This window comes from Pectobacterium sp. CHL-2024 (assembly GCF_044751765.1).
Classification (GTDB): domain Bacteria; phylum Pseudomonadota; class Gammaproteobacteria; order Enterobacterales; family Enterobacteriaceae; genus Pectobacterium; species Pectobacterium brasiliense.
On record NZ_JBIXKO010000005.1, the window covers coordinates 66,075 to 92,965 of the forward strand.

Consider the following 26,891-nt stretch of genomic DNA (forward strand, 5'->3'; position numbering starts at 1 on the left):
CGTTGATGTCGAATTCTTATGACTCCTCAAGTATCAAGGTATTGAAAGGGCTGGATGCGGTACGTAAACGCCCAGGTATGTATATCGGCGATACGGACGACGGTACCGGCCTGCATCACATGGTATTCGAGGTTGTGGACAACGCTATCGACGAAGCACTCGCTGGCTATTGTAAAGACATTATCATCACCATCCATGCTGATAACTCGGTATCGGTGCAGGATGATGGCCGTGGTATTCCGACCGGCATTCACGAAGAAGAAGGTATCTCCGCGGCTGAAGTCATCATGACCGTGCTGCACGCGGGTGGTAAGTTCGATGATAACTCGTATAAAGTCTCTGGCGGCCTGCACGGCGTAGGGGTTTCCGTGGTTAACGCCCTGTCGGAAAAACTGACTCTGGTTATTCACCGCGACGGGAAACTTCACGAGCAAACCTATAAACACGGCGTGGCACAGGCACCGCTGGCTGTTACGGGTGAAACCAACAGAACGGGTACGACGGTGCGCTTCTGGCCGAGCCATGAGACGTTCACCAACGTGGTGGAATTCGAGTATGAGATTCTGGCCAAGCGTCTGCGCGAGCTGTCGTTCCTGAACTCTGGTGTCTCCATCCGCTTGATCGACGAGCGTGAGAAAGATAAAGCCGATCATTACCATTATGACGGCGGCATCAAGGCGTTTGTTGATTACCTGAACCGTAACAAGACGCCAATTCACCCGAACGTGTTTTATTTCTCGACGGTGAAAGATGACATCGGCGTGGAAGTGGCATTGCAGTGGAACGACGGTTTCCAGGAAAACATTTACTGCTTTACCAACAACATTCCGCAGCGTGACGGTGGTACGCACCTGGCCGGTTTCCGTGCCGCGATGACCCGTACGCTGAATACCTACATGGATAAAGAAGGCTACAGCAAGAAAGCTAAAGTCAGCGCCACCGGTGACGATGCGCGTGAAGGGCTGATTGCCGTGGTTTCCGTGAAAGTGCCGGATCCGAAATTCTCCTCGCAGACCAAAGACAAGCTGGTTTCTTCCGAAGTGAAAACGGCGGTTGAATCGCTGATGAACGAGAAGCTGGTGGATTATCTGATGGAAAACCCATCGGATGCCAAAATTGTGGTCGGTAAAATTATTGATGCCGCACGTGCCCGTGAAGCGGCGCGTAAAGCGCGTGATATGACACGCCGTAAAGGTGCGCTCGACTTGGCTGGTCTGCCGGGCAAACTGGCGGACTGTCAAGAACGTGACCCCGCGCTGTCTGAACTGTACCTGGTGGAAGGGGACTCAGCGGGCGGCTCTGCCAAGCAGGGGCGTAACCGTAAGAACCAGGCGATTCTGCCGCTGAAAGGTAAAATCCTGAACGTTGAGAAAGCCCGTTTTGACAAGATGCTTTCCTCACAGGAAGTCGCGACGCTGATCACCGCGCTGGGCTGCGGCATTGGCCGTGATGAATATAACCCGGACAAACTGCGCTACCACAACATCATCATCATGACCGATGCTGACGTGGATGGTTCGCACATCCGTACCCTGTTGTTGACCTTCTTCTATCGTCAACTGCCTGAAATCGTTGAGCGTGGTCACGTGTATATTGCGCAGCCGCCGCTGTACAAGGTGAAAAAAGGCAAGCAGGAACAGTACATCAAAGATGATGAAGCGATGGACCAGTACCAGATCGCACTGGCGCTAGACGGCGCGACGCTGCACACCAATGCACAGGCTCCTGCGCTGGCGGGTGAACCGCTGGAGAAACTGGTTTCTGAACATTACGCCGTACAGAAGATGATTGGCCGCATGGAACGTCGCTTCCCGCGTGCGTTCTTGAACCGCCTGATCTATCAACCAACGTTGGCTGAAGCTGATTTGGGCGAGCGTGAAAAAGTACAGGCGTGGGCGGAATCGCTGGTTAGCAGCCTGAACGAAAACGAGATTCACGGCAGCACATACAGCTTTGTCATTCACCATGATGAAGAGCGCAGCGTATTTGAACCTGCACTGCGCGTGCGTACGCACGGTGTGGATACCGATTATCCGCTGGGCGCAGGCTTCGTAGCGGGTAGCGAATACCGCAAGTTGAATCAGCTGGGTGAAAAACTGCGTGGCCTGATTGAAGAAGATGCGTACATCGAACGTGGCGAGCGTCGTCAGCCAGTGGCCAGCTTTGAACAGGCGTTGGAGTGGCTGGTGAAAGAGTCCCGCCGTGGCCTGACCGTACAGCGCTATAAAGGTCTGGGTGAAATGAACCCGGATCAGCTGTGGGAAACCACGATGGATCCGACCAGCCGCCGCATGCTGCGCGTGACGGTGAAAGACGCCATTGCTGCCGATGAGCTGTTCACAACGCTGATGGGCGATGCGGTTGAACCACGCCGTGCATTTATCGAAGAGAACGCCCTGAAAGCGATGAATATCGATATCTGATTTAGATAGATTCTGACCGCTGATAAGTCTTTCTGAAGAGTGAAAACGGTGATAATGGAATAGAAGAGTAAAGCGTTTGCGCCATGGATGGCGCAATCCGAGCGCACAGGGATGTGTTTACAGCGTCTTTACGATCTATCCATTATCACCGCTCGATCGGTTTATCAGCAACCTGAGCCAGCTCCCTGCGGAGCTGGCTTTTTTTATGGCGAGCTTCCTGCCCGCCACCCTTTGGGCCGTCGCGAGCGACGTTGAAAAACGTTTTATCAGGCTAGTACACGGCGTTTGGCGCTGCGCATTTCCTGTAGCAGGGTGATGAAAGACGTGATCAGCATAAAGATGACGGCAGACCAGAAAATGGCGTGAGGATGGCCGTGATCCAGCAGCCAGCCGAACAGCACCGGTCCTGCGGCACCGCCAATGTTGAAACCGGTGGAGACAATCCCAAATACCCGTCCTTCTGCGCCCGGTGGTGACGCGGCGCGCACCAGCATATCCCGAGAAGGGGCGATCATGCCGGAGAGGAAGCCCGCGGCTGCCAACAACGGCACGAGCACAACGGTGGGTAAAGAATACATGGCAACGATACTGACCAGCACAGCGGTGACGGCCAACGCCGCCGTCGCCACCAGCCCGTGGCGTTTAGTTTTATCTGCCAGTGAGCCGCCAGCTAATACGCCAAAGGCGCTGGCGAACAGGAATGCGGTCAGCGCCACGTTAGCCTGTGACAGCGACAAATCATAGCCCGTGACTAACGCCGTCACCGAGAAGTTCTGGATTGAACCCGTACTTAAATTCAGCAGCAGGAACAGAATGAGCAGCGCTAGAATCGGCAGCGTGAAAACGGGGGCGCGCGATTTGCTCGGCTGGGTGCCTGTTGCTGCCGCAGGTTTCACCCGGATGGGCTCATCGCGATCGGTCAGAAGCAGCGGTATCGTTAGCAAGCCGAGGACGCCGGAAACGATGAATGCGCTATTGATGCCGGAAAAGGCGGCAACGGACAGCAAAATACCGGGCGCAATGGCCGTGCCCAGAAAGCCGGAAAACGTATGCACCGAGAACGCGCGGCCCATGCGTTTCTCATCAATCCCGCGCGACAGCAAGGCGTAATCCGCCGGATGGTAAACCGCGTTCGCTACCCCAGCGAGCCCCATCGCGGCGACCAGCCAAACGTAGCTGCCTGAAAAACCGAGCGAGAGAAAACAGAGGCTCCCGAGCGTGATCCCGGCGGTTAACGTGCGGCGCGCGCCGATGCGGTCCACCATAAAACCAATCGGTGTCTGCACGCAGGCGGAGACAATGTTGAATACGCTGAGTGCAAACCCAAGCTCGACAAAGCTGATATCACGCTGGGCTGACAGCAGCGGAATGAGCGCGGGCAGCACCATCATATGGAAATGACTTACCAGATGCGCTGATGAGATTTGCGCCAGTAGCGGTAGTTTTATGAATTTCATGTTGTTTTTGCAGCTTACAGGTCTGTAGATTTTATTATCGTGAGAGCTGGCGCAGGAACAGGGCGTCACTCCCTGGCAAATGGATCATAAGGTTAGCATATTACTTATATCATCTATGGCGAATATTGATACCCGCCTTTTCGGCAGAATAGGGAGAGAACGGCATGACGAGTAAATCGTATTTGGGTGGGTGTTTATGTGGTCAGATTCGGTTCAGAGCGACGGGTGAACCGGGCAATCCGCATGCCTGTTCCTGCACCTACTGTCAGCAGCATTCCGGTGCGCCAACGCTACTGTGGGTTGAGTTTCCCCGATCGGCAGTTGAGTGGATCGGTGAAGGTGGAGAGCCTGCGCGCTATCGATCCTCCGACTATTCCAGCCGGGCTTTTTGTCCGCACTGCGGCAGCACGCTGGGAGCGATTGATGATGAGCCGACCATTGCGCTGACGATTGGGAATTTTGATGAGAAAAACAGCCCAGAGCTGAAGCCAACGTCGCATTCGTTCGAGGATTGCTGTCCACGTTGGGAATAACGCACAGGCCGTTTCCGGCCCGTGCGGGGGGAGTTGGTGAAGAAGGGTAATTACGAGAGCTTAAATACCAGCACCGTTTGCGCGAGTTGTCTGGCTTGTTCTTCCAATGACGCCGCTGCTGCCGTGGCTTCCTGAACCAGCGCGGCGTTCTGCTGGGTGACGCCGTCCATCTCGTGAACCGCCTGCGTCACCTGGCTGATTCCGCGCGATTGTTCATCCGATGCTGAGACAATCTCGTCCATGATGTCTTTTACCGACGTGACTGCACTCAGCATTTCCTGCATGGTCTCACCGGCGTTCTGAACCAGCGTGACGCCGCTATCGACGCGGCTGGCGGATTCTGTAATCAGCGCGGTGATGTCTTTTACGGCACTGGCGCTGCGCTGAGCGAGGTTGCGCACCTCATTGGCAACAACGGCAAAACCGCGCCCTTGTTCGCCCGCTCTGGCGGCTTCTACCGCCGCGTTGAGTGCCAGAATATTGGTCTGGAACGCGATACCGTTGATGATGCTGGTAATGTCGGCAATCTTCTTCGAACTGTCGTCGATTTCACTCATAATGTGAACAACCTGACCGACTATTTTGTCGCCTTTCTGAGCGATCTGCGCGGCATTCTGCGCCAGCGTTGTGGCGTTATGGGCGTTATCCGCATTCTGTTTCACCGTCGCCGTAATCTGTTCCATGCTGGCGGCGGTTTCTTCCAGCGCTGCCGCCTGTTGCTCGGTACGGGAAGCCAGATCGGTGTTGCCAGCTGCAATTTCCGTCGCACCGTGGCTGACTGATTCGCTGGTGCTAATTAGCTGCTCGGCGATATCTCTCAACTGCGTCTGCATGGCATTCATGGCGTAAAAAATACTGCTGTCGTCCTTTGGTTGCACAGGGATGGTCTGTGTTAAATCCCCTTGTGCCACGGACAGAGCAATCTGCGCCGCCTGAGCGGGTTCGCCACCGATAGGGCGTGCAACTTTGCGGTTAAAGATGATGCCCAGCACGCCGGAAACCACCACGATGCTCAGTATCATAAGCAGCAGGCCCACGTTGCGTTGCTGCACCGTTTCCGCCATCACCACATTGACGGGTGCGGACAGGCCGAGCATCCAGGGTGTACCGGTATTGCCGATGGTGACTGGCACATACACGTTAAACGCCGGCGTGTTTAGCACGGCATTGTCACGTTCGATCTGATAAGACTGACCTGTGGTGACATGCTCAAGCAGCGTTGGGTCGTTTTCAATTTTCTTGGTTATCCGGGCTTTGTCAGGATGAGAAATGTAGGCACCGGTGTGGGACAGCAATTGGGCGTAGCCCGTGCCTTCATAGGGTTTGATGTTGTTGGTGAGCTGTTGCAGCGTATCCAGCGAAAAATCCGCGGTGACGGAGCCGTAAAATTTGTTGTTGATGATAATAGGCACGGCAATGGAGGTCAGCAGAACATCGACGCCGTTGTAGGGATAGCTATACGGTTCCAGAATCACCTCTTTCTGGAGTTTCTTCGGCAGTAGATAGTAATCGCCACTGCCGGGCGTTTCATAATCCAACAGAGTATGCAGAGCAACGTTGCCTGCGGTGTCGCGGTCAACGTAGCGGACGAAGCGACCTTGCGGATCCTGATCGGGTTGACCCGCGTACTCCCGATCTTTGCCGTCGAACGCATCAGGTTCCCACGCCAGCGACATCGAAAGAAAATCAGGATGGCTCTTCAGTGCATTTTTCAGCAGTGTCTCCGCGGTTTTTCGATCGGCGTTACCTGCTTCTTGCAGGCTGACAACGCTCTGCACCAAATTACGTGCCGCATGTAGCGCGACATCCAGTTTTTGCTGAATCAGGTAGCTGTTGGTATACGCCGTTTGCTCAAGATACTGCTGTGCGATGGTCTTTTGCTGCTGGCCAGATTGCCAAATCAGCAGGCCGATAGTGAGAATAAAACCGAGTGCGATAGTGGTGACGCCCGCCAGGAGCATCAGCATCCGTGTGCTGAGCTTTCTTTTGGATGCGGTTGGCGAGGTGTGAATGGATGAGTTGCTGTGGTTAACCGGTAACAGTGTTGTAGACATATGCGTAATATCCCCTGGGATATAAGCGCCGATACCCGTCATACTTCAAGCTGCATGTGCGTTGGCTGCGTTCAGTCACCCGAATCACTTACTTGAGTAAGCTCATCGGGATTCCCTCTCTTGCCGCGTTACGAGGTCCATAAATGAACCTCGCCCTAGCGGGCCAACGCTTTGCGTTGTTCAAAACGATAACGTTTTGTCCTGCAACCTGAATTATTTAGGGTATATAGGTGCTTTTTTATAAAAAGAATCAATCGATTGTCTTCCTTTCTGTTTTATGGTCATTCCCTTGCGCGACTCGTCATTATTTGTGATGTAAGTCACAAATAAATTATCGGCGAGAAACAATATGTCTTTAGGTTATTCACGAAAATGTCACAAATCAGCGAGGCATAAATTGGTATCGCTGTGAACGGACAGAACAGTGAGGTGAGGCATGGTGCCTCACCGCGTGAGCGAGGATTAGGCGGCAGGACCTTTGCTGACGGAATCGCGGATAATCAATTCGCCCTTGAAGGCTGGCGTAGGCGCGATGGTTTCACCTTCCAGTCGGTACAGCAGTTTCTCAAGGGTATAGCTGATCATCTCGGCGACGGGCACATGCACGGTAGTGAGGGGCGGGTAGAACCATGATGCCATCGGTAAATCATCGAACCCCAGCAGCGAGACATCCTGCGGAATCGCGAGGCCGTGTTCGCGTAGCGCTTTGGCCGCGCCAATCGCCATATCGTCATTGCTGGCGACGAGTGCGCTGAAGGTGGCAGACCGCTGAAGCAGGATTTGTGCCGCCGTATAGCCGCTGTCATGGGTCCAGTCACCTGGCGCAACCAGCCCGTCATTATAGGGAACCCCGTTTTCCTCCAGCGCCTGCCGGTAGCCCGCCAGTCGGCTTGTACCCGTGGGTGAGTTCGCCGATCCACAGACAAAGGCGATATCACGGTGGCCCTGTGCAATCAGGTAATTGACGGCATCATGGCAGTGCTGCTGGTGATTGGCGCAGATGCCATTATCGCCATGCTGATGCAGTGTGCGGTTCACAACCATGATCGGCTGATCGTGCTGTTCGATAATCTCTTCCAGTTCATTCGTAGAGAGAAAACGCGGATAGATAATGACGGCATCGCAGCGTAAATCGAGCAGGAACTGGATCGCTTCACGCTCTTCTTCCGCGCTGTGCTTGCCATCCGCCATGATGAGCTGCCGCCCGTATTTCTCCGTCATGGTTGCCGTTTGGAACAGCAATTCGCTGAAATAGGGGCCGCTGTACAGCGTGTTGGTCACAACCAAACCAATAATTTGCGATTTGCTCGTGGCGAGCTGGCGCGCCAGCAGGTTGGGCCGGTAGCCAATCTCTTCAATCGCCTGGAATACCCGATCCCGCGTGGTTTTACTGACGTAATTATTTCCTGTCAGCACGCGTGATACGGTGGCTTTGGAGACACCGGCTTTTTTCGCTACATCGAGCATGGTTACCATCGTACTTTCCCGTTCTCCTGTACTGCCTGATGTCGTCATTATAGGGAAAAATCCTCCTTTTTTATCACCAATAACAAGTGTAGGGATAAAAATATTCCCCGATTGCGCTATTTATGATCGCCTTCAAAAAATAGTAAAAACAATATGAAACCGGTTGCATATTATTTTGTGTCTTGCTTGAATAATAAAAAAACGGACGGTGAGGTGCAGTATGAATAAGATTTTACTCTGTTGCGCAGCAGGAATGTCTACCAGCATGCTGGTACAGCGGATGGAAAAGGTCGCCGAGAAAAATGCGATCGCTGTTGAGATAAAAGCCGTGGGTTTTGAAGAGTTTAATGAGCTAATTGATGAATATGATTGCTGCCTTCTGGGGCCGCAGATTAAGTATAAACTGCCTGAATTCAAGGTGATAGCTGACGAGAAAGCGAAGCCGATTGCTGTCATTAATATGATCGATTACGGCATGATGAATGGGGAAAAAGTCCTCAATGATGCCCTGGCGATGATCAATTAGTATAACGGGAGGAATAATGAGTAAATTAAGCGAGTCATTATTCAGCGTTATCGAAAACCGTATTAGTCCAATTGCGGCAAAACTCTCTAGTCAGCGCCATGTTGTAGCAATTAAAGATGGCTTCATTGCCTCTATGCCGTTTTTAATTGTCGGCTCTTTTATGATGTTATTTGCTCATCCACCTTTTAGCCCGAATAGTGAATGGGCTTTTGCGCAGTGGTGGCTGGGGATGGTGGAACGCCACGGCGAACAAATCATGATGCCCTATAACATGACGATGGGCATTATGGCGGTGTATATCACCAGCGCCATCGCTTATAACCTGGCACAGAGCTATAAAATGAACGGTTTTATGGCGGCCAGCCTGGCGCTGATGTCGTTTATGGTCGTTGCGGCGCCGCAAATCGACAAAAGCCTGCCGGTCGGGTCGCTGGGCGGCGAGGGGATTTTCACCGCGATTATCGTGGCGATCTATTCGACGGAGCTGATGCACTTTTTGCAGAAGCGCAATATTGGTATCCGCCTGCCGGAACAGGTGCCGCCGAAAATCCGCCAGTCTTTCGATCTGCTGATCCCGATTCTTGCCATCTTCCTGACGCTCTTCCCGCTTAGCCTGTTTATGCAGAGCCAGTTCGGCATGCTGTTACCGCAGGCGATTATGGCCGTCTTCGCGCCGATTATCTCGGCATCTGACTCGCTCCCCGCCATCCTGATCGCGGTGCTGCTCTGCCATCTGCTGTGGTTTGCCGGGATTCACGGTGCGGTTATTGTCGGCGGCATTTTGCAGGCGTTTTGGCTGACCAACTTAGGGATCAATCAGGAAGCGTTTAACGCGGGCGCACCGATCACCAAAATTTTTATTGAACCCTTCTGGCAGTTCTTCATTACGGTGGGCGGCTCGGGCGCGACCATGGGGCTGGTCTTCCTCTATCTACGTAGCCGTTCTGCTCACCTGCGCTCCATCGGCAAGTTGGCCGTGGTGCCAAGCATGTTCAACATCAACGAACCGGTGATTTTTGGTTCACCTATCGTGATGAATCCGCTGCTGTTTATCCCGTTTATTACCGCGCCGTTGGTGAATGCCACCCTTGCTTATATCGCATTAAAAACCGATTTGGTGCACCGCGTCATTTCTCTTGCACCCTGGACAACGCCGGGACCGATTGGCGCAGCCTGGTCTACGGGGTGGGATTGGCGTGCGGTGGTGCTGGTGGGGGTACTGATTGTCGTCTCGTCCTTAATCTATTACCCCTTCTTCAAAATGTATGAACGTCAGCTGGTCGCACAAGAAGTGGGGACAGCAGAGGAGGCAGTGAGTGATGCGCGATGAAACCATGCTTGATGAAACGACAGTAATGGAACTGATTATCTATGCGGGAGAGGCGCGTTCCAGCTCGATGGAAGCGCTGAGCGCCGCCAGAAAATACGAGTGGGACAGGGCTGAGGAACTGCTGAACACGGCTTCTGTGGCGGCGCGCAAAGCCCATCAAATCCAGACGTCCCTGATTGGTGCCGATGAGGGCAGCGGAAAAATCCCGGTCAACCTGATTCTGGTTCACGCGCAAGATCACCTGATGAACGCGATGCTATGCCGTGAGCTGGTGGAGGAGCTGATTCAACTGCATCGGGAAGTCTCCACCCTGAAACAATCTATCCATTAAACCGTTTGTAAATGAATAACGTGTAAACCTGAAATAAGAAGGAAATAAGATGTCTGCTCAACAATTACCGAAAGACTTTCTGTGGGGCGGCGCGGTAGCGGCGCATCAAGTTGAAGGTGGTTGGAATCAAGGCGGCAAAGGCGTCAGCATTTGTGATGTCCTGTCCGGCGGTGCTCACGGCGTTGACCGTGTGATTACCGATGGCGTACAGCCTGGTGTCAGTTATCCAAACCATCAGGCGGTGGAATTCTATTCCCACTATAAGCAGGATATCGCCCTGTTCGCCGAAATGGGCTTCAAATGCTTCCGCACCTCGATTGCCTGGACGCGTATTTTCCCCAATGGCGATGAGCTGGAGCCAAATGAAGCAGGCCTGCAATTCTATGACGACCTGTTTGATGAGCTGTTGAAATACAACATCGAGCCAGTGATTACGCTGTCTCACTTTGAAATGCCGCATCATCTGGTTAAGCAATACGGTGGCTGGCTGAACCGTAAAGTGGTGGATTTCTTTGTTCGCTACAGCGAAGTGGTCATGAAGCGTTACCAGTCCAAAGTGAAATACTGGATGACTTTCAATGAGATCAACAACCAGCGTAACTGGCAGTATCCGCTGTTTGGCTACTGCTGTTCCGGCGTGATTTTTACCGATCACGACAAGCCAGAGCAGGCGCTGTACCAAACGCTGCATCACCAGTTTGTCGCCAGTGCGAAAGTGGTGAAGCTGGGTCATGAGATTAACCCGAACTTCAAAATTGGCTGCATGCTGGCGCTGGTGCCGATCTACCCGTGGTCATGCCACCCGGATGACGTGATGTTTGCACAGGAAGCGATGCGTGAGCGTCACCTGTTCGGCGACGTGCAACTGCGTGGTTACTACCCGTCTTACATCCTGAAAGAGTGGGCGCGCAAAGGCTATCAGATTGATATGCAGCCGGAAGACGAACAGACGCTGCGCGAAGGCTGCACGGACTATCTGGGCTTCAGCTACTACATGAGCAGCGCGGTGCAGCTGGCGGCAAAAGGCCAGAAAAAAGAAGATTCAATTACGGGCTTCGACGGCGGCGTGAAGAACCCGCATGTGAAGGCATCGGAGTGGGGCTGGCAGATTGACCCGGTTGGTCTGCGCTATACGCTGAACAGCTTCTACGAGCGTTATCAGAAACCGATGTTCATCGTCGAAAACGGCTTTGGCGCGGTAGACAAGGTGGAAGCCGACGGCAGCATTAACGATGATTACCGCATCGAATACCTCAAAGCGCATATCGATCAGATGAAGAAAGCAGTCGTGGAAGATGGCGTGGAGCTGATGGGCTATACCCCGTGGGGCTGCATCGACTGCGTGTCGTTCACCACCGGTCAGTACAGCAAACGCTACGGTTTCATCTATGTGGATAAACACGATGATGGCACCGGTACCTTCAAGCGCTCGAAGAAAAAGAGCTTTGACTGGTATAAGAAGGTGATTTCCAGCAACGGCGCCGAACTATAACGGCGATTGCAGGAAACGTTGGCCACAGAGCCGTGCTTAAGCGCACGGCTTTTTACGTTATACCCGTCATACTTCAAGTTGCATGTGCGTTGGCTTCATTCGGTCACCCGAATCACTTACTTGAGTAAGCTCATCGGGATTCTCTCATTCGCCGCCTTCCTGAAACTCGAATTATTTAGGGTATATATGTAATACGCCTGTCACCCGGCTGTATTTCACTAACGACTTCATCGCTGAATCGCGTTAGCATGAAAACAGATAACTTGATGCTGGAAAAACTATGTCTGTAAAACTGATCGCTATTGATATGGACGGGACGTTGCTGACGCCCCAAAATCAAATTTCACCTGCGGTAAAAGCCGCGATTGCCGCTGCCAGAGAGAAAGGCGTGCAGGTGGTGTTGGCTACAGGTCGCCCTTACATTGGCGTCGAGCGCTACCTGATGGAGCTGGATTTGCAGCAGGAAGGCTGTTACTGCATCACCAATAACGGTGCGCTGGTGCAGCGTACGGTCAATGGTGACTGTGTGGCGCAAACGGCGCTGAGCTTCGATGATTATCTCTATTTCGAAGCGCTGGCCTGCAAACTGGGCGTCCATTTCCATGCGTTGGACTTCAATTTCGTCTATACCGCCAATAAAGACATCAGCCCTTACACCATCCACGAATCTCACCTGACCGGGATGCCGTTGAAGTATCGTGCAGTTGAAGAAATGGATCGCAGCCTGACGTTCCCGAAAGTGATGATGATTGATGAGCCAGAGATCTTGGATCGCGCCATCAGTCAGCTGCCACCGGAAGCCTTTGAACGCTATACCATCATGAAGAGCGCCGAATACTATCTGGAAATTCTGGATAAACGCGTCAACAAAGGTGAAGGCGTGAAGATGCTGGCGGAGCACCTCGGCATTCCACGCGAAAGCGTCATGACGCTGGGTGACCAGCAGAACGATTTGGCGATGATTCGCTATGCGGGCATCGGCGTCGCGATGGGCAACGCTATCGACGAAGTGAAAGAAGCCAGCCAGTTCGTCACCAAAACCAACATGGAAGACGGCGTCGCTTATGCGATCGAGAAATTTGTGCTGAATTCTTAGAGGTGATAGGAATATCGAAGAACTATAAGGCTACTTTTAACGTAGCCTTATAGGATGGTTATTATTTCAATTCATTGCTTGAATGTTTTTTACTTCAGCAATGAAATCTACAACACTTTGCAAATCGCTAATGAATGACACTGGATATACTGACTGAACAGAATAAGGAACAACTAACTGAAGTGATTTATTCTTCATTTCTGTCAACTGTTGCTCACTAATTCCTGGTTGTATAGTAATTAGATGCTTACGTCCGATCTTATCTCCTTCGGCCAGAACTTGTCTCCATCTATCCTTGCATGTTGTTTTAGCGCCAAGCAGTCTTAGTTTTTCCTGAGGGAAAAGTGGATCATGGTAAGCAGAAAAATCAGGAAAGAGAAAGTCTGGTTTAGATTTATTTTCAGTCGTATTTTTTGACGAACCTTGCTGAAACTTTAACCCATGCAGACTAAATAAATAGTTCAAATGGTTTTCAAACGCAAAGCCAACACGGGACTTGCGTCTATTTTGTACACTTAGGGAAAAATCAATAAAATCATCAACATTATCGCCATTTTCACCAAACCCCTGAGCAAGTTTTTTAGCTACCTCAAAACGTTCGTATGTTCTGAACAATTTTTCTTCTTGCTCCAGCCATAACATTAAGGTTTCATCAGGTTCATATAATGGTTCTCCTGGCGTTTGCTCCCTTGCTAAAGAAGAGAATTCTTTTGATTTTGGAAAGCCATTAGGAAAACGTCTCAGCAATATTTCGAGTAAGTTATCATTCTTGCTTTCTGACTCTTCAAGCTCTATTCCCAAATCTTCAAATAGCATTCTTACTGGAAGAATAAGAGACTTGCCTTCGATAGACGATTGAGAAAATTCACTACTAATATTATTAATTCCAAATAAAGTTTTTAGCTGGAATTCTATAGCAGAACCTGACGGAGTAATAATTATTAACAAATCTCCGTTAATTTTTTTGATAATAAGAAAGAAGTCCCCTTCATTCATCATTGAAGATACGGGATTGGTTTTATAATACATTCTATATTCTGGTTTTCTATTCTTTTGATTATGGCGAGTATCATACCATGTCAGCGTATCCTCGTAAGAAATAGGATCGCTTTCTTCACCTGATATATAAATAAGGTTGGCATTAAATAATATCTTTTCACCATTTTGGGGAACGGGAAGGTACCTGGCAAACCCTGCTTTTACTAACCCACCAATTTCGTGCTGATTAGATTTTTTAGAGTCAACATCGACAGCAGAAAGGTATTTAGCAACAGCGACTTCAAAATGGTTAGATAATTTTTCAAGCATTTTTATTATGTATCCCTTTAGTATCGATTTCTACTGAGCCACTTCCAGCACAAACCCACTCTTCTATCCTTTCTGAGAGATCTTGAATAGACAGTCTGTGTTTACCTTTTATAGCACATTCCCAAATAGTCATAATATGCCAGTTTTCATTCTTGAGTTCTTTGTGGATATTATTATCTCTGGTAACATTTTTTCCAATTTTCCCCATCCAAAATTCAGTTCTCGTTGCCGGAATTTTGAAAAGATAACACTCATGATGATGCCAAAAACATCCATGCGTAAAGATAATTTTTTTATACTCATCAATAACAAAGTCAGGCCTTCCAGGTAAATCCTTTACCTGTTTTCGAAACTTTAAGCCTAAGTCTTCAAGGATTTTTTCCAGTTTAACTTCAATGGCTGTATCACAGTTGCGGATCGCCTTCATATTTTTACTACGAATCGCAGGGTTATGAACATCAGCCATTTTTATACCTTACGCGACTTTTTTGCTGTTTTTTGACTTAATTGCATTCACAATATAAGGCTTTAGCAGTTTTGCAACGGCTGAAAAAACAGGAACAACGACAGAATTCCCAAACTGCCGATATGCCTGGGTATCTGATACAGGAATACAGAATGATTTTTCACCAGGAGACTCGAATCCCATTAAGCGAGCACATTCACGAGGGGTTAACCTTCTTGGCCTATTTTCCAGATTTTTTTCATTATCGAAATCTTCTTCTCCTAGCTCCCGATCCCATCCGCGGTCTATCAGTATTTCTGAGCCATCTTTGTGGTAACGAGCTGACAAAGTACGGGCGACACTATCTGGATTACTTGGTGATACCAAGCCAAACCCAAATCCATTTCCCTTGGCCTGATGTTTTTTTGCGTAATTATATAAATATTTCCACAAAGTAGGAGTAAGGATATATTTTTTATCAACATTTTCGTCGAGTAATTCTTTGATAGTTAATTTTTTATCTGGAAAGAATTGGTTAATTTCTTTCAGAGAAAATCCTTTGTGAATGTTGAGATCACGTCTAAATCCTACAAGAACAATGCGTTCTCTATGTTGGGGTAAGAAGTTCTTACCATCAATAACTTTAGGATCACTCGCTCCCGAATGTTCAGCGTCAGCAACCACATATCCCAGTTCATCCAGTGTTTGCATGATGACCCGAAATGTTTTTCCCTTATCATGGCTTTTCAGGTTTTTCACATTTTCTAATAAGAAAATAGGGGGTTTTTTGGCCGCAATAATTCTTGCAACATCAAAGAATAAAGTCCCTTGTGTGTCACATTCAAATCCATGGGCACGGCCTAAAGCGTTTTTCTTTGATACACCAGCAAGCGAAAAAGGCTGGCAAGGGAAACCCGCCAGTAATACATCATGGTCTGGGATTTCTCTATCTATGTTTTCATATGCTTCTTTTTCACTGACTGAAGAAGCATTGCTCAGTGTAATGTCTCTGATATCAGAGTTAAAAATATGACTTTCTGGGTCACAGTACCAATTCGCTTTGTAAGTTCTGGCTGCATTTTTGTCCCATTCACTGGTAAAAACACATTGCCCGCCAATATCTTCAAATCCTTTTCTTATCCCGCCTATACCAGCAAATAGATCGATAAACTGGAACGAATAGTCAGGATGATGGGCTGGGGGGGATGGGAGCAAACTGTTAAGCATTTTTACTTCCAGATCGGTCAATGGCTTTTGTGGCATTTTCCCGTTCAGCCAGCGATTTAGGGTTTCACGAGTCCATTCACTGTGACTAATAGCACGAAGCGCTTCAGAGACATGTTTTTGATCATAAATATCAACAAGTTTTTTGACCAGGTCTTTATCTTCCTTTCTTTTATGAAGCTGATCTTGCTCATTATCTTTAATTAATTTTTGTGCAATCAGTTCAACATTTTTCATTTTTAACACCATTTAAAAGGGAGATACTAGTGATAGAATATCACTAAATGGCACCATTATGAATGAAAAGTTTAAAGAAAATTACATCATGGTTGAAACTAGCTTTGTGCCTTAAAGTCATTTTCGAGCTAAACTCAATGGCAGATCGCATTAATGAAAAATTATTCTATTATTTCTTGATGTTAGTTTATTCGCAGTTACTATAATTCCTTTTATTAATGCCAGTTTTTACGGATTTTATAAGAGGTTATATATGTCAAAATCCCCTTTTTCTCTTGAAAGATCGTGCATCAAAACATTGTCAGCAGTAGAAGCAGAAAGAAATCGCTCAAATCAGCATGAATTTAATGGTGTTAGAGCATTGAAGAATCTTTTTGGATTAGAAAAATTTAAGCAAGATGCTTATTTTTCTATCCGAGGGGAGCGTATAAGTTGTATTAAACCAATAACCTGGTATGATGCCAGAGAAGAACACAGTACAAGAACGGAACATCGATTATATTTTAGCGGAAACATTGTAATGAACGAGGCTCAGGAAGGGGATAACATTGTAATCGGTTTTGATAATAGTGATAAAATCCATATAGTATTAATTAAAAGAAATACTCCCGAGCATAAGGGATCTATATCCAATTGGGAAGGGAAATAACTTTCTCTTTTGAATTAATCAAATCTTATGGCGCTATTTCTATTTTAAATAGAAACGCCGCTTTTTATTTTTTATAAATCCACTCCCCAGCAGTCATTATTCAATAAATACATTAATAAAAATAACGGCTTTGGCTGGAAATTATTTTAATTCCAGACTGCTCGCTATTTTTTCTTTCATAACCTGAGTGATGTGATTCACCACCTGGCTGCGGGGAATTTGCGGGGGATAAACCGCGCAATACGCCATTTTTATATCAGGATTGAAAGGCTTAACGATAACCGGCGAAGGGCTGTTCAGGGCGGTAATAAAATCCACCACGCCGATGCCGACGTTTCTTGATGCCAGCACGCAGCAGTTAGCCATTGAGGTTTCGATGGGGTTATGCAAATAGGTCTGCTCTTTTCTGGAGGAGATATCGAGCTGCGCCCGCAGCGGTGTGGTTCTTCCCGGCAGAATAGCGCGCGTACCGGCCAGGTCGGCAAGCGTAATTTCATCCGCCGTGGCAAGAGGGTGATCCACCGCTAACACCGCGACAGCACTGGCGTCCGCCAGTGGTTCAGCTTCCAGCCCTTTGATGCCTGGCTGGCCAAAAATAAAGCCGACGTCATACTGATTTTCAGAAATGGCGCTCGTAATATGGCTGCTGCTTTCGATGTCTAAAAACAGGGAAAGATCGGGGTATTTCTTGAGTAAAGTAGGGAGAACCTGATCTGAACAAAGAAACGAGAGCGCTTGAACGGCGGCGATGCGTAGCACGCTGCCCTTGGCGTGGCGAATTTCATCCGCAATCATCCCGATGTGATCCAACCCCAGATAAAGACGCTCGACTTCGCGATACAGCTTCATCGCCTCTGCGCGTGGAATCAGGCCGCGCCCGTCCCTATCGAACAGCTTAAGATTCAGTGCGTCTTCAAAGTCCTTAATCAGCCTGCTGACCGCAGGCTGGGTGATGTACATCATGTTGGCGGCAGCGGTGATGCCTCCGGTGAGGATGACTTTATGAAAGGCTTCAACCTGGCGGGGATTGATACGCATGCTCGTCACCTTAAAACATAACATTTGGTTATCAATTTAACACAAAATGCAATTTTTCATTATCCAATCTAGCGCATAGACTCACAATCATAAGATTTAATACACTTCATCAGTACTCAATCATGGAATAGAGGATTAGTGAATGAAGAAATCGACTCTGGCGTTATTGTTTACTGTTTTATTTTCATCTTCACCTTTGGTTTATAGCGCGGACCTGAATATCGGTTTGGCTTCCTCCACCACATCAATGGATCCGCAGTTTTATGTGAGTGGGGCGAATAGCGCAATGGCGCGCAATATTTTTGACGGTTTGGTTGTACAGGATGAAAAACAGCAGATTGCACCTGCCCTGGCAACCAGTTGGAAAGTGATTGACGACAAGACGTGGGAGTTTGTATTGCGTCCTGGCGTTAAGTTTCACGACGGCAGTGATTTTACGGCTAAAGATGTGATTGCCAGCATTAAGCGTGTTGCGCTGGCATCGAAAAACAGCCCTAGCTCTTACGCACCCTACGTCAGCGACATTGCTGAAGTAATAGAAGTGAATCCATTAACGGTGCGGATTAAGACAAAAGAGGCTTCGCCGCTGCTGCTGAATAATTTAAGTCGGGTTTCCATTTTGCCCGCCCGACTTGAGAACGTCCCAACGGAAACGTTGAATTCAGGAAAAGATGTGATTGGTACAGGGCCATTCAAATTTGTTTCCTGGGTGCCGGATGACCGGGTAGTCCTTAGTCGTAATGACGATTACTGGGGAGGAAAAGCAGAGTGGGACAACGTTACTGTCCGTGTATTTAAAAACAGTAGTGCACGTGTAGCAGCAGTATTATCCGGTGATGTGGACATGATTGAAAACGTTCCAACAGCCGACAGCAGTAATATTGAAAAAAATTCGCAGTTAAAAACGATTTCAACACCAGGGAATCGTGTTATTTACCTTCACATGGACCAGCAGCGAGATGAATCACCGTTCGCCAAAGGTCCTGATGGTAAAAACCCATTACTAAAAAAAGAAGTACGCCAGGCGATGTCTTTAGCTATTAATCGTCAGGCAATCGTCGACCGTGTGATGGAGGGGCAGGCTGTTGTTGCCTCTCAGCTTGTACCGAAGGGGTACCCAGGCTATTCCGCTTCCATTCCTGCGCCGGTTTATAATCCGGAGAAAGCCAAACAGGAACTGGCGGCGGCGGGTTACCCCGACGGCTTCACGTTGACCTTCCACGCGTCGAACGATCGCTATCCTAATGATTCTAAAATTGCTCAGGCCATTGGCCAAATGTTCACCCGTGCTGGTATCAAAACCGAGGTTGTTACGATGCCCGGCAGTGTGTACTTCTCACGTGCGTCTCGTCTCGAATTCAGTTTGATTATGGGCGGGGCCGCGATTGAAACCGGGGAAGCTTCTGGAGTATTGGGGCCATTGTTAGAAACCTTTGGCCCCAATGCAGGACAGGGTAATCGTGGTCGCTATTCCAATCCTGTCTTTGATAAAACGCTGAACGAAGCACGTGTCACGCTGGATGAAACCAAACGTGATGCGCTGCTGGCTGAGGCGATGAACATTGGCATGAACGATCTGGGCGTGATTCCAGTGATGTTCCTGTCCAACACCTGGGCGATGAAAAAGCAGTATACCTACGTAGGCCGTTCCGATGCCTACACGCTGCCATACTTCGTCCGTTCTGCGAAATAGTCACCTGTCATTTATGATTCAAATAAGGGGTGAGTATTCACCCCTTATCTATCCGTAACAAGGAGAGCGGAGTGAATACATTTAGCGGTGTTTTTCCCTATCTGGTGTCACCCGTCAGGCCCGATGGTCAGGTTGATAAGCCCGTTCTGGCGCAGCTCACTGAACATCTGATTCAATGCGGTGTACATGGCGTCGTGCCGTTAGGCAGCACCGGTGAATTTGCCTATCTCTCTGCGGCTCAGCGTCTGGATGTTGTCAAAACGGTGATCGAAACGACGGCGGGCCGTGTGCCGGTTATCGCTGGTGTCGCGTCGACAACCATTCAGGATGCCGTTGAGCAAACGAAACGCTACGTCGAACTGGGTGCGGATGGCATTCTGGCGGTGCTGGAAGCCTATTTCCCCCTGAAAGACGAAGGCGTCGAACAGTATTTCCGCGCCATTGCCGAAGCCGCACAGGGCAAACCAGTGGTGCTTTATACCAATCCTCAGTTCCAGCGTTCCGATTTGAGTCTGCCCGTCATTGAACGCCTGAGCCATGTGAATAACATCCGCTATATCAAAGACGCCTCGACCAATACCGGGCGCTTGCTTTCCATCATCGAACGTACCCGTGGCCGAATGGATGTCTTCTCCGCGTCCGCCCATATTCCCGCCTGCGTCATGCTGATTGGCGGCGTGGGGTGGATGGCTGGCCCGGCGTGTATCGTTCCCAAACAGAGTATTGCTTTGTATGAAGCCGCCCGCGCGGGTGACTGGAACAAAGCAATGGAGCTTCAGCGTCCGCTGTGGCGCATCAATGAAATCTTTGCCCGTTATTCCATTGCCGGCTGTATTAAAGCGGCGCTGCAATTGCAGGGATTTGCGGTAGGCGATCCGTTGCCGCCTCAGCAATCGCTGGATGAAAAGGCGCGTAAGGAGATCGCGGATGTTTTAGCATCCGTCGATTCCCTCTAACGCAAAATACATTTTGTTATTTTTCACGCTGTAGAGGTGTGGGGTTTTCTGCACCTTGATGTTCGGCAGTACCTATTAAAAAGAGAAAAGGAATCATCGAAGGATGAGCGCTTTACCTATTATTATTGATTGTGATCCGGGGATAGATGACGCGATTGCGTTATTAAGTGCATTTGTGGCACCAGAGTTGGATATTCGCGGTATCTGCACGGTGTGCGGTAACCAGTCGCTGGACAAGACGGTGCGTAATGCGCTGCAAATTGTTGAACTGGGTCAGCGTACGGATATCCCCGTTTTCGCTGGCTGTCATCGGCCGCTGTTGCGTGACCCTATTCATGGCCAGTTTCACGGCGAAAGCGGACTGGGTCAGACGGTGCTGCCTGCGCCACAAAAACAGGCCGACGAGAAACATGCGGTGAATTTTATTATTGAGCAGTGTCGTCAGGCGATCGCTGACGGCACGCCGATCACGCTCTGTACGTTAGGGCCGTTAACCAACGTGGCGATGGCGCTGCGTATGGCACCCGAGATTGCCGACGGAATTGCACGCATCGTGATGATGGGCGGCGCGTACCGCGAAGCGGGTAACCGTAGCCTGACGTCTGAATTCAATATGATTGCCGACCCGCAGGCCGCCAAGGTGGTGTTTGACTCGTCGATTGCCATCGTCGCGCTACCGCTGGATGTCACGCATCAGGTGATTTTAACGCCGGAATTAGTGGCGCGTTTCATTGCGCTATCCGGACGCATCTCCGCGCCGTTGGGTGAAATGATGGCGTTTTGGGACCGCAATGATATCCGTCGCTACGGCTCACGCGGCGGCCCGCTACACGATCCGCTGGTCATCGCTTGGGTGCTGGCACCGCACTGCTTCACGACGGAAAAAGCCAGCGTTTACATTGAGCAGGAAAGCGAGCTGTGCATGGGGCAGACCGTTGCCGACTGGTACGGAAAAACCGATCGTCAGCCGAATGTCGATGTGGTGACGGGGGTTGATGCTAAACAGGTTGTCGAGCTGTTTGCTGACCTATTGAGCCGCTACAGAGAGGGTGTCTGACATGGTTCGAGAACGCATTATTATTGATACCGATCCCGGCGTCGACGATGCGATAGCCATCTGGCTGGCATTGGCGTCGCCCGAGCTGGACGTGCTTGGGATTACCGTAGTGGCAGGTAATGTACCGCTTGCTGCGACATTGCCGAACGCCTGCAACGTGGTGGGTGTGACGGGCAGAACCGATGTGCCGATTTTTGCGGGTGCTTCGCGCCCGCTCATCCGCGATCAGGTTTTCGGTAAATACGCCCATATCGGCAAGTTTTCCTCTGAGTGGGTGCCAGAAAGCACGCTGTCGCCGGAAGAGGAACACGCCGTTGATTTTCTGGTGCGGATGACGCGTCAGGCGGCTGCCGATAATAACCCGATCACCATTTGTTCACTTGGCCCGCTGACGAATCTGGCGTTGGCGCTGTGCTTCCATCCTGATGTCGCTCGCGGCATCAAACAGATTGTGTCCATGAGCTGTGCCTTTACCGCGATGGGGAATCGCGTGCCGTGGGCAGATTTCAACGTTTATGCCGATCCGCATGCGGCGGAGATCGTTTTTTCTTCCGGTGTTCCCATTGTCATCATGCCGCTGGATGTGACCTTTCAGGCGCTGATTCAGACGGAACAGGTTGATGCTATCGCACATAGCGGCGGTGCGCCGGGTAAGGCGATGGCCGCGCTGCTGCGCATGTTTGACCGTAGCGAAGTCGAGCGTTTTGGTCGTGAAGGTGGACCGATTCATGATGCGACCGTCATTGCGTGGCTGTTGAAGCCCGAGCTATTCAAGTCAAAACACGTTCGCGTCGGGGTAGAAGTTTCCGGTAAGACCATGGGTTACGTGTTTGCCGATTTTTATAACAAGCTGGGTGAGCCGGCGAATGCGCTGGTCATGCGAGAAATCGACGAACAAGGATTCCTCGGGCTGATTGCCGATCGTCTGCGTCGCTATGGCTCTGAAGCTGACGCAATCAATGGATCTGAGGAGCGCTGATGGTCGCCTACCTGCTTAGCCGAATCGGACAAACGCTGCTGACGCTGGCTGTGATGTCGGTGCTGGTGTTTGTGGGTGTTTATCTGGTCGGTAATCCGGTCGATATGCTATTGAGTGCGACGGCCACGCCAGCGGAGCGGCTGGCGGTGATTCAGTCCTTTGGTCTGGATAAGCCCGTCTGGGAACAGTACGGGCTGTTTGTCTGGAACGCCTTGCAGGGCGACATGGGCAACTCGTTTATCTTTAACCAACCCGCGCTGACGCTGATTTTTCAGCGCATGCCCGCCACGCTCGAACTGGCGATGGTGGCGTTCGTGATGGCGCTGGTTGTCGGTATTCCGCTGGGGATCTACGCTGGCCTGAAGCCGGACAGCGCGGTGTCCAAATCCATCATGACTTTTTCCATCCTCGGCTTTAGCCTGCCCACGTTCTGGATTGGACTGGTGATGATCATGCTGTTCAGCGTGAAGCTGGGCTGGCTGCCGTCCTCTGGCCGGGGCGATACGCATGAGTTATTCGGTATTCCATTCAGCTTTCTGACCCGCGATGGTCTCGAACATCTTCTCTTGCCTGCGTTTAACCTCGCGTTGTTTAAAATCTCGCTGGTTATCCGCCTGATGCGCGCGGGCGTGATGGAGTGTCTGCAACAGGACTATGTACAGTTTGCTCGTGCGAAAGGGCTGTCAGAAACCCGCATCGTACTGGTGCATGTGCTGCGCAACACGCTGATTCCACTGATTACCGTGCTGGGGCTGGAGCTGGGATCGCTGATCGCATTCGCCGTCGTCACGGAAACCATTTATGCCTGGCCGGGCATGGGCAAGCTGATTATCGACTCGATCGCTGTGCTCGACCGCCCTGTCATCCTGGCTTATCTGATGATTACCGTCGTGATGTTCAGCGTGATTAACCTGCTGGTCGATTTGCTGTATGTGCTGGTCGATCCGCGTGTGCGGCTCGGAGGAGATAAGGGATGACGGGAAATACGATACACCAGCCCGCTGCCGTGCAAAAAACCGCTCATCCGGTGATGCGCGTGATGATGGCGCTGATCGGCGATCGGCTGGCGCTGTGCGGGCTGATCATGCTGGCGATTTTCGTGCTGCTGGCGCTCCTTGCCCCGCTGCTGTCGCCGCAGAATCCCTACGATCTGATGCAGCTCGACATCATGGATGGCCGGCTTGCGCCGGGTGCGCAGAGCATGGCGGGCATGACGTATTGGCTGGGGACGGACGATCAAGGGCGTGACCTGTTCAGCGCCATTCTGTACGGCACCCGCATCAGCCTGATGGTGGGCTTCTCCAGTGCGGTGCTTGCGCTGCTGATTGGTGCCTCGTTGGGGCTGATTAGCGCCTACGTCGGTGGAAAAACGGATGCCACGATCATGCGCATCGTCGATATCCAGCTCAGCTTCCCGCCGATCCTGATTGCACTGATCCTACTGGCGGTGCTGGGGCAAGGAGTCGACAAGATCATCATGGCGCTGGTGGTAACGCAGTGGGCTTACTACGCGCGCACGATTCGCGGGTCGGCGCTGGTGGAGCGTCGCCGCAGCTACGTGGACGCGGCGCGCAGCATGGCGCTGTCCAACCGCCGCATCCTGTTTCGCCATATTTTACCCAACTGTCTGGCACCGCTGATCGTGGTAGCGACGATGCGCATCGCCTACGCCATCATGCTGGAAGCCACGCTCTCGTTTTTGGGGATCGGGCTGCCCGTGACGGAACCGTCGCTGGGGCTGCTGATCTCAAACGGTTTTGAATACCTGATGTCGGGCGACTACTGGATCAGCTTCTTTCCGGGGCTGACGCTGCTGCTGCTGATTGTGGCGATCAATCTGGTCGGGGATGCGCTGCGCGACATCCTCAATCCGCGGAATTAATCTGTGGGAACGCCCATAGGAATAAGGGGTAACGCACACATGACAGCGCCGATTATGTCCGTTTCGCATTTGACCACTGCCTTTCAGGTGAACGGCGAGTGGATGAACGTGGTGCGGGATTTGTCCTTCACGATTGGCGAGAAAGAAACGGTCGCCGTGGTGGGGGAATCCGGTTCAGGGAAAAGCGTGATGGCGAAATCCATCATGCGCTTGCTGCCGCCCGGCCAAAGCCGGGTTGAGGGGCAGATTCATTTCGGTGATACCGAGCTACTGTCGCTCCCTAATAAGGCGATGCAGGACGTGCGCGGGAACCGCATCGGCATGATTTTCCAGGAGCCGATGACCAGCCTGAATCCGGTCTTGCCGATTGGCTACCAGATTACGGAAGTGCTGCGACGCCATCGCGGCATGGGGAAAGCCGAAGCGCGTGCCGAAGCGGTGCGCCTGCTGGAAAAAGTCCGTATTCCGGCGGCTAAATCACGGCTGAACGAATATCCGCAGAGCTTCTCCGGCGGGATGCGCCAGCGCGTGGTGATTGCGATTGCGCTGGCCTGCCACCCGAAGCTGCTGATTGCCGACGAACCGACGACGGCGCTGGACGTTACGATTCAGGCACAGATTCTGACGTTGATAAAAACCCTTCAGGAAGAAGAAGGGATGTCGGTGCTGTTTATTACCCATGACATGGGCGTGGTGGCGGAAGTGTCCGACCGCACGCTGGTGATGTATCAGGGCGAAATGGTGGAAAACGCCGTCACGCGGGAGATCTTTCATCACCCGCAGCAGCCTTACACTCGTATGCTGCTGTCCGCCGTGCCCAAATTAGGCTCGATGTCCGGTAGCGCATGGCCGCAGCGCTTTCCGCTGGTCGATCTCAAAACGGGCGAGCGCCAGCCGGTGCCGGAGGCGGTGAACACCGTGTCGGGCGAGGAGCCGGTGCTGACGGTAAAAAACCTGGTTACTCGATTTGATATCCGATCAGGCTTTTTCCGTCGGCTGTCTGGGCGCGTTCACGCGGTGGAGAATGTCTCGTTCGATCTCTGGCCGGGAGAAACGCTCGCGCTGGTCGGGGAATCGGGCTGCGGTAAATCGACCACGGGTCGGTCGATTATTCGTCTCAACGATGCCGTCAGCGGTGACATTCAGCTGCTGGGAAAAAATATCCTGACGGCGGATAAGCGTGAGCTGACGGATTCGCGGCGACAGATTCAGATGGTATTTCAGGATCCGTATGAAAGCCTGAATCCGCGCATGCGGATAGGAGAAGCCATCGCCGAGCCGATGCTGTTGCACGGTCTGGCGACCCGACAGAATGTGAATGCGCGAGTGAGCGAACTGCTGGAACAGGTGGGATTATCCGGCGATATGGCTTCGCGTTTCCCGCATCAGTTCTCCGGCGGGCAGCGGCAGCGCGTCTGTATTGCCCGCGCGCTGGCGCTGGAGCCGAAAGTGATTATTGCCGATGAATCGGTGTCGGCGCTGGATGTGTCCGTCAAGGCGCAGGTCATCAACCTGATGCTGGATCTCCAGCAGAAGCTGGGGCTCTCATTCCTGTTTATCTCGCACGATATGGCCGTTGTCGAACGAATCAGCCACCGCGTAGCGGTGATGTATCTCGGTGAAATCGTGGAGATCGGGCCACGTTCGGCGATCTTCGACAATCCGCAGCATGACTATACCCGGCGTCTGATTTCCGCGGTGCCCGTGCCGGATCCTGACACCCGCCCGGTGCGCAATATCACCAATGATGAACTGCGCAGTCCGGTACGCGCCCCTGATTTCCATCCTCCCGCACGCCGCTATAAGCAAGTCGGAGAGGGGCATTTCGTTCTGGAGTGAACGAATTGCGCTTACTGAAAATCCAGAACGACTTAATTACAAAGTAAGCGCGATACGCTTACCATCAGGCAAGGTCACATCTAGCGTAAGCTTGCCGCCTAGGGCAGTGACATAGCGTTTCAGCGTTGACAGTTTTGGGTCATTTTCGACCTTCTCCATCTTAACAATAGATGGCTGCTTGACGCCCAATGCTAACGCAAGCTGAGTCTGCGACATGTTCAGCTCCTCGCGTAGTTTCGCTAAAGTGATTTCCTGACGGATCTCAGCCGTGCGCGCTTCAATGCGGGCGCGGCTCTCCGGTGAACGTTTAGCCATCATTTCTTTAAGCGTCGCCATCTTCTTTTACCTCCGGTGATATCAGATGCGATGCAAACTCAGCGTCTGCGATCTTAATCATACGTTCGTAGAACAATTTTTCATCTTCGCCTTTCTTATCTCCCGCACATAAAACAATCGCTTTACGTGTCCGGTCAAACGCGAAGAATGTTCGGAATGGGTGGCCGCCAACCTGAACTCGAAGCTCCTTCATATTTTTGTATTTTGAGCCTTTAATCTGATCAACTTGTGGTCGCCCTAGCTGTGGGCCATCCTCTTCGAGTATAACGAGGTGTGCCAAAACCTCTTCCTGTACCGTTTCGGTTTGCTCATCAAACCATGTATCAAATAGCGCCCGTGTGACTATTTCCCATGCCAATCTGTAAACCTCCATGTCCTACACGCCGTAAATACATTATAACCCACAGGCTATATTAGCAAGCAATCCTTGTTAGGAATAATGGAGCCTCCTTCCACTTTCGCTCGATCCAATCCCTCTGGATGTTGAAATCCGGTAACGCGGGATGTTGCTAAATTGTATTGATTGTCCGTTTTGTGAT

At 50.9% G+C, this 26,891-nt stretch carries 24 protein-coding genes; 15 read left to right on the plus strand and 9 right to left on the minus strand.

Annotated elements, in window-relative coordinates:
• Positions 1 to 5 precede the first annotated feature (5 nt).
• Positions 6 to 2,423 (plus strand): DNA topoisomerase (ATP-hydrolyzing) subunit B, encoded by a 2,418-nt coding sequence (gene gyrB / locus ACIPUG_RS10160; protein WP_039502498.1) that lies wholly within the window; start codon positions 6 to 8, stop codon positions 2,421 to 2,423.
• A gap of 266 nt (positions 2,424 to 2,689) precedes the next feature.
• Here the strand turns inward: gyrB and ACIPUG_RS10165 are convergent, their stop codons facing one another.
• Complete coding sequence (locus ACIPUG_RS10165) at positions 2,690 to 3,880, minus strand: MFS transporter (RefSeq protein ID WP_400338318.1); 1,191 nt, start codon at positions 3,878 to 3,880, stop codon at positions 2,690 to 2,692.
• A 164-nt stretch (positions 3,881 to 4,044) separates the two neighbouring features.
• Between ACIPUG_RS10165 and ACIPUG_RS10170 the strand changes: the two genes are divergently transcribed.
• Positions 4,045 to 4,413, plus strand: a complete 369-nt coding sequence (locus ACIPUG_RS10170; protein WP_039281397.1) for a GFA family protein — start codon at positions 4,045 to 4,047, stop codon at positions 4,411 to 4,413.
• Positions 4,414 to 4,463: 50 nt separating this feature from the next.
• Here ACIPUG_RS10170 and ACIPUG_RS10175 read toward each other — a convergent pair whose 3' ends face one another.
• A complete protein-coding gene (locus ACIPUG_RS10175; protein WP_400338320.1) occupies positions 4,464 to 6,467 on the minus strand; it encodes a methyl-accepting chemotaxis protein in 2,004 nt (667 codons plus the stop codon).
• A 462-nt stretch (positions 6,468 to 6,929) separates the two neighbouring features.
• Positions 6,930 to 7,943, minus strand: coding sequence for a LacI family DNA-binding transcriptional regulator (locus tag ACIPUG_RS10180; protein WP_400338407.1), 1,014 nt, complete (start codon positions 7,941 to 7,943; stop codon positions 6,930 to 6,932).
• 211 nt (positions 7,944 to 8,154) lie between these two features.
• On the opposite strand from ACIPUG_RS10180, the gene ACIPUG_RS10185 reads away from it, so the two are divergent.
• The 5 genes from ACIPUG_RS10185 to yidA all read left to right on the plus strand — a co-directional run bounded on the left by ACIPUG_RS10185 (position 8,155) and on the right by yidA (position 12,709).
• Entirely contained in the window at positions 8,155 to 8,460 is a 306-nt protein-coding gene (locus ACIPUG_RS10185; RefSeq protein WP_039281404.1) for a PTS sugar transporter subunit IIB, read from the plus strand.
• A gap of 16 nt (positions 8,461 to 8,476) precedes the next feature.
• The gene (locus ACIPUG_RS10190; protein ID WP_400338321.1) at positions 8,477 to 9,790 is read left to right on the plus strand and encodes a PTS sugar transporter subunit IIC; all 1,314 of its coding nucleotides are present in this window, start codon (positions 8,477 to 8,479) and stop codon (positions 9,788 to 9,790) included.
• Positions 9,780 to 10,121 (plus strand): PTS lactose/cellobiose transporter subunit IIA, encoded by a 342-nt coding sequence (locus ACIPUG_RS10195; protein WP_400338409.1) that lies wholly within the window; start codon positions 9,780 to 9,782, stop codon positions 10,119 to 10,121. The genes ACIPUG_RS10190 and ACIPUG_RS10195 overlap by 11 nt, the downstream gene beginning before the upstream one ends.
• A 49-nt stretch (positions 10,122 to 10,170) precedes the next feature.
• Positions 10,171 to 11,613 (plus strand): 6-phospho-beta-glucosidase, encoded by a 1,443-nt coding sequence (locus ACIPUG_RS10200; protein WP_400338322.1) that lies wholly within the window; start codon positions 10,171 to 10,173, stop codon positions 11,611 to 11,613.
• 280 nt (positions 11,614 to 11,893) lie between these two features.
• A complete protein-coding gene (yidA, locus tag ACIPUG_RS10205; RefSeq protein WP_039281418.1) occupies positions 11,894 to 12,709 on the plus strand; it encodes a sugar-phosphatase in 816 nt (271 codons plus the stop codon).
• A gap of 66 nt (positions 12,710 to 12,775) precedes the next feature.
• Here the strand turns inward: yidA and ACIPUG_RS10210 are convergent, their stop codons facing one another.
• The 3 genes from ACIPUG_RS10210 to ACIPUG_RS10220 are packed head-to-tail and all read right to left on the minus strand — an operon-like array spanning position 12,776 to position 15,923.
• Entirely contained in the window at positions 12,776 to 14,017 is a 1,242-nt protein-coding gene (locus ACIPUG_RS10210) for a type II restriction endonuclease (protein ID WP_320743028.1), read from the minus strand.
• Entirely contained in the window at positions 14,010 to 14,483 is a 474-nt protein-coding gene (locus ACIPUG_RS10215) for a very short patch repair endonuclease (RefSeq protein WP_039511574.1), read from the minus strand. Before ACIPUG_RS10215 ends, ACIPUG_RS10210 begins: the two co-directional genes overlap by 8 nt.
• A gap of 9 nt (positions 14,484 to 14,492) precedes the next feature.
• Entirely contained in the window at positions 14,493 to 15,923 is a 1,431-nt protein-coding gene (locus tag ACIPUG_RS10220; RefSeq protein ID WP_400338325.1) for a DNA cytosine methyltransferase, read from the minus strand.
• A gap of 253 nt (positions 15,924 to 16,176) precedes the next feature.
• Here ACIPUG_RS10220 and ACIPUG_RS10225 point away from each other — a divergent pair, with 253 nt between their 5' ends.
• Complete coding sequence (locus ACIPUG_RS10225) at positions 16,177 to 16,572, plus strand: hypothetical protein (RefSeq protein WP_039557604.1); 396 nt, start codon at positions 16,177 to 16,179, stop codon at positions 16,570 to 16,572.
• 141 nt (positions 16,573 to 16,713) lie between these two features.
• Here ACIPUG_RS10225 and ACIPUG_RS10230 read toward each other — a convergent pair whose 3' ends face one another.
• Positions 16,714 to 17,610 carry a LysR family transcriptional regulator gene (locus ACIPUG_RS10230; protein ID WP_039502489.1) on the minus strand — a complete coding sequence of 299 codons (897 nt, stop codon included), beginning with the start codon at positions 17,608 to 17,610 and terminating at the stop codon, positions 16,714 to 16,716.
• 142 nt (positions 17,611 to 17,752) lie between these two features.
• Here ACIPUG_RS10230 and ACIPUG_RS10235 point away from each other — a divergent pair, with 142 nt between their 5' ends.
• From ACIPUG_RS10235 to ACIPUG_RS10265, 7 genes are all read left to right on the plus strand, one after another.
• Complete coding sequence (locus ACIPUG_RS10235; protein WP_014917115.1) at positions 17,753 to 19,303, plus strand: ABC transporter substrate-binding protein; 1,551 nt, start codon at positions 17,753 to 17,755, stop codon at positions 19,301 to 19,303.
• Between the two features lie 71 nt (positions 19,304 to 19,374).
• Positions 19,375 to 20,259 carry a dihydrodipicolinate synthase family protein gene (locus ACIPUG_RS10240; RefSeq protein ID WP_400338327.1) on the plus strand — a complete coding sequence of 295 codons (885 nt, stop codon included), beginning with the start codon at positions 19,375 to 19,377 and terminating at the stop codon, positions 20,257 to 20,259.
• A gap of 103 nt (positions 20,260 to 20,362) precedes the next feature.
• On the plus strand, positions 20,363 to 21,316 hold the full coding sequence (locus tag ACIPUG_RS10245) for a nucleoside hydrolase (RefSeq protein ID WP_400338328.1): 954 nt from the start codon (positions 20,363 to 20,365) through the stop codon (positions 21,314 to 21,316).
• A 1-nt stretch (position 21,317) separates the two neighbouring features.
• Entirely contained in the window at positions 21,318 to 22,295 is a 978-nt protein-coding gene (locus ACIPUG_RS10250) for a nucleoside hydrolase (RefSeq protein ID WP_039521338.1), read from the plus strand.
• Positions 22,295 to 23,272, plus strand: coding sequence for an ABC transporter permease (locus tag ACIPUG_RS10255; RefSeq protein WP_010296900.1), 978 nt, complete (start codon positions 22,295 to 22,297; stop codon positions 23,270 to 23,272). The genes ACIPUG_RS10250 and ACIPUG_RS10255 overlap by 1 nt, the downstream gene beginning before the upstream one ends.
• A complete protein-coding gene (locus ACIPUG_RS10260; protein WP_039275990.1) occupies positions 23,269 to 24,177 on the plus strand; it encodes an ABC transporter permease in 909 nt (302 codons plus the stop codon). The genes ACIPUG_RS10255 and ACIPUG_RS10260 overlap by 4 nt, the downstream gene beginning before the upstream one ends.
• A 39-nt stretch (positions 24,178 to 24,216) precedes the next feature.
• On the plus strand, positions 24,217 to 26,016 hold the full coding sequence (locus ACIPUG_RS10265) for an ABC transporter ATP-binding protein (protein WP_193397252.1): 1,800 nt from the start codon (positions 24,217 to 24,219) through the stop codon (positions 26,014 to 26,016).
• Positions 26,017 to 26,052: 36 nt separating this feature from the next.
• Here ACIPUG_RS10265 and ACIPUG_RS10270 read toward each other — a convergent pair whose 3' ends face one another.
• Positions 26,053 to 26,352 carry a helix-turn-helix domain-containing protein gene (locus tag ACIPUG_RS10270; protein ID WP_010281167.1) on the minus strand — a complete coding sequence of 100 codons (300 nt, stop codon included), beginning with the start codon at positions 26,350 to 26,352 and terminating at the stop codon, positions 26,053 to 26,055.
• The gene (locus ACIPUG_RS10275) at positions 26,339 to 26,725 is read right to left on the minus strand and encodes a type II toxin-antitoxin system RelE/ParE family toxin (RefSeq protein ID WP_205534288.1); all 387 of its coding nucleotides are present in this window, start codon (positions 26,723 to 26,725) and stop codon (positions 26,339 to 26,341) included. Before ACIPUG_RS10275 ends, ACIPUG_RS10270 begins: the two co-directional genes overlap by 14 nt.
• Between the last annotated feature and the right edge of the window lie 166 nt (positions 26,726 to 26,891).

Excerpts from the sequence above, each read along its gene's own strand:
- gyrB (WP_039502498.1), top strand. The coding sequence starts at position 6 with ATGTCGAATTCTTATGACTCCTCAAGTATCAAGGTATTGAAAGGGCTG.
- ACIPUG_RS10165 (WP_400338318.1), bottom strand. The coding sequence starts at position 3,880 with ATGAAATTCATAAAACTACCGCTACTGGCGCAAATCTCATCAGCGCAT.
- ACIPUG_RS10170 (WP_039281397.1), top strand. The coding sequence starts at position 4,045 with ATGACGAGTAAATCGTATTTGGGTGGGTGTTTATGTGGTCAGATTCGG.
- ACIPUG_RS10175 (WP_400338320.1), bottom strand. The coding sequence starts at position 6,467 with ATGTCTACAACACTGTTACCGGTTAACCACAGCAACTCATCCATTCAC.
- ACIPUG_RS10180 (WP_400338407.1), bottom strand. The coding sequence starts at position 7,943 with ATGGTAACCATGCTCGATGTAGCGAAAAAAGCCGGTGTCTCCAAAGCC.
- ACIPUG_RS10185 (WP_039281404.1), top strand. The coding sequence starts at position 8,155 with ATGAATAAGATTTTACTCTGTTGCGCAGCAGGAATGTCTACCAGCATG.
- ACIPUG_RS10190 (WP_400338321.1), top strand. The coding sequence starts at position 8,477 with ATGAGTAAATTAAGCGAGTCATTATTCAGCGTTATCGAAAACCGTATT.
- ACIPUG_RS10195 (WP_400338409.1), top strand. The coding sequence starts at position 9,780 with ATGCGCGATGAAACCATGCTTGATGAAACGACAGTAATGGAACTGATT.
- ACIPUG_RS10200 (WP_400338322.1), top strand. The coding sequence starts at position 10,171 with ATGTCTGCTCAACAATTACCGAAAGACTTTCTGTGGGGCGGCGCGGTA.
- yidA (WP_039281418.1), top strand. The coding sequence starts at position 11,894 with ATGTCTGTAAAACTGATCGCTATTGATATGGACGGGACGTTGCTGACG.
- ACIPUG_RS10210 (WP_320743028.1), bottom strand. The coding sequence starts at position 14,017 with ATGCTTGAAAAATTATCTAACCATTTTGAAGTCGCTGTTGCTAAATAC.
- ACIPUG_RS10215 (WP_039511574.1), bottom strand. The coding sequence starts at position 14,483 with ATGGCTGATGTTCATAACCCTGCGATTCGTAGTAAAAATATGAAGGCG.
- ACIPUG_RS10220 (WP_400338325.1), bottom strand. The coding sequence starts at position 15,923 with ATGAAAAATGTTGAACTGATTGCACAAAAATTAATTAAAGATAATGAG.
- ACIPUG_RS10225 (WP_039557604.1), top strand. The coding sequence starts at position 16,177 with ATGTCAAAATCCCCTTTTTCTCTTGAAAGATCGTGCATCAAAACATTG.
- ACIPUG_RS10230 (WP_039502489.1), bottom strand. The coding sequence starts at position 17,610 with ATGCGTATCAATCCCCGCCAGGTTGAAGCCTTTCATAAAGTCATCCTC.
- ACIPUG_RS10235 (WP_014917115.1), top strand. The coding sequence starts at position 17,753 with ATGAAGAAATCGACTCTGGCGTTATTGTTTACTGTTTTATTTTCATCT.
- ACIPUG_RS10245 (WP_400338328.1), top strand. The coding sequence starts at position 20,363 with ATGAGCGCTTTACCTATTATTATTGATTGTGATCCGGGGATAGATGAC.
- ACIPUG_RS10250 (WP_039521338.1), top strand. The coding sequence starts at position 21,318 with ATGGTTCGAGAACGCATTATTATTGATACCGATCCCGGCGTCGACGAT.
- ACIPUG_RS10255 (WP_010296900.1), top strand. The coding sequence starts at position 22,295 with ATGGTCGCCTACCTGCTTAGCCGAATCGGACAAACGCTGCTGACGCTG.
- ACIPUG_RS10260 (WP_039275990.1), top strand. The coding sequence starts at position 23,269 with ATGACGGGAAATACGATACACCAGCCCGCTGCCGTGCAAAAAACCGCT.
- ACIPUG_RS10265 (WP_193397252.1), top strand. The coding sequence starts at position 24,217 with ATGACAGCGCCGATTATGTCCGTTTCGCATTTGACCACTGCCTTTCAG.
- ACIPUG_RS10270 (WP_010281167.1), bottom strand. The coding sequence starts at position 26,352 with ATGGCGACGCTTAAAGAAATGATGGCTAAACGTTCACCGGAGAGCCGC.
- ACIPUG_RS10275 (WP_205534288.1), bottom strand. The coding sequence starts at position 26,725 with ATGGAGGTTTACAGATTGGCATGGGAAATAGTCACACGGGCGCTATTT.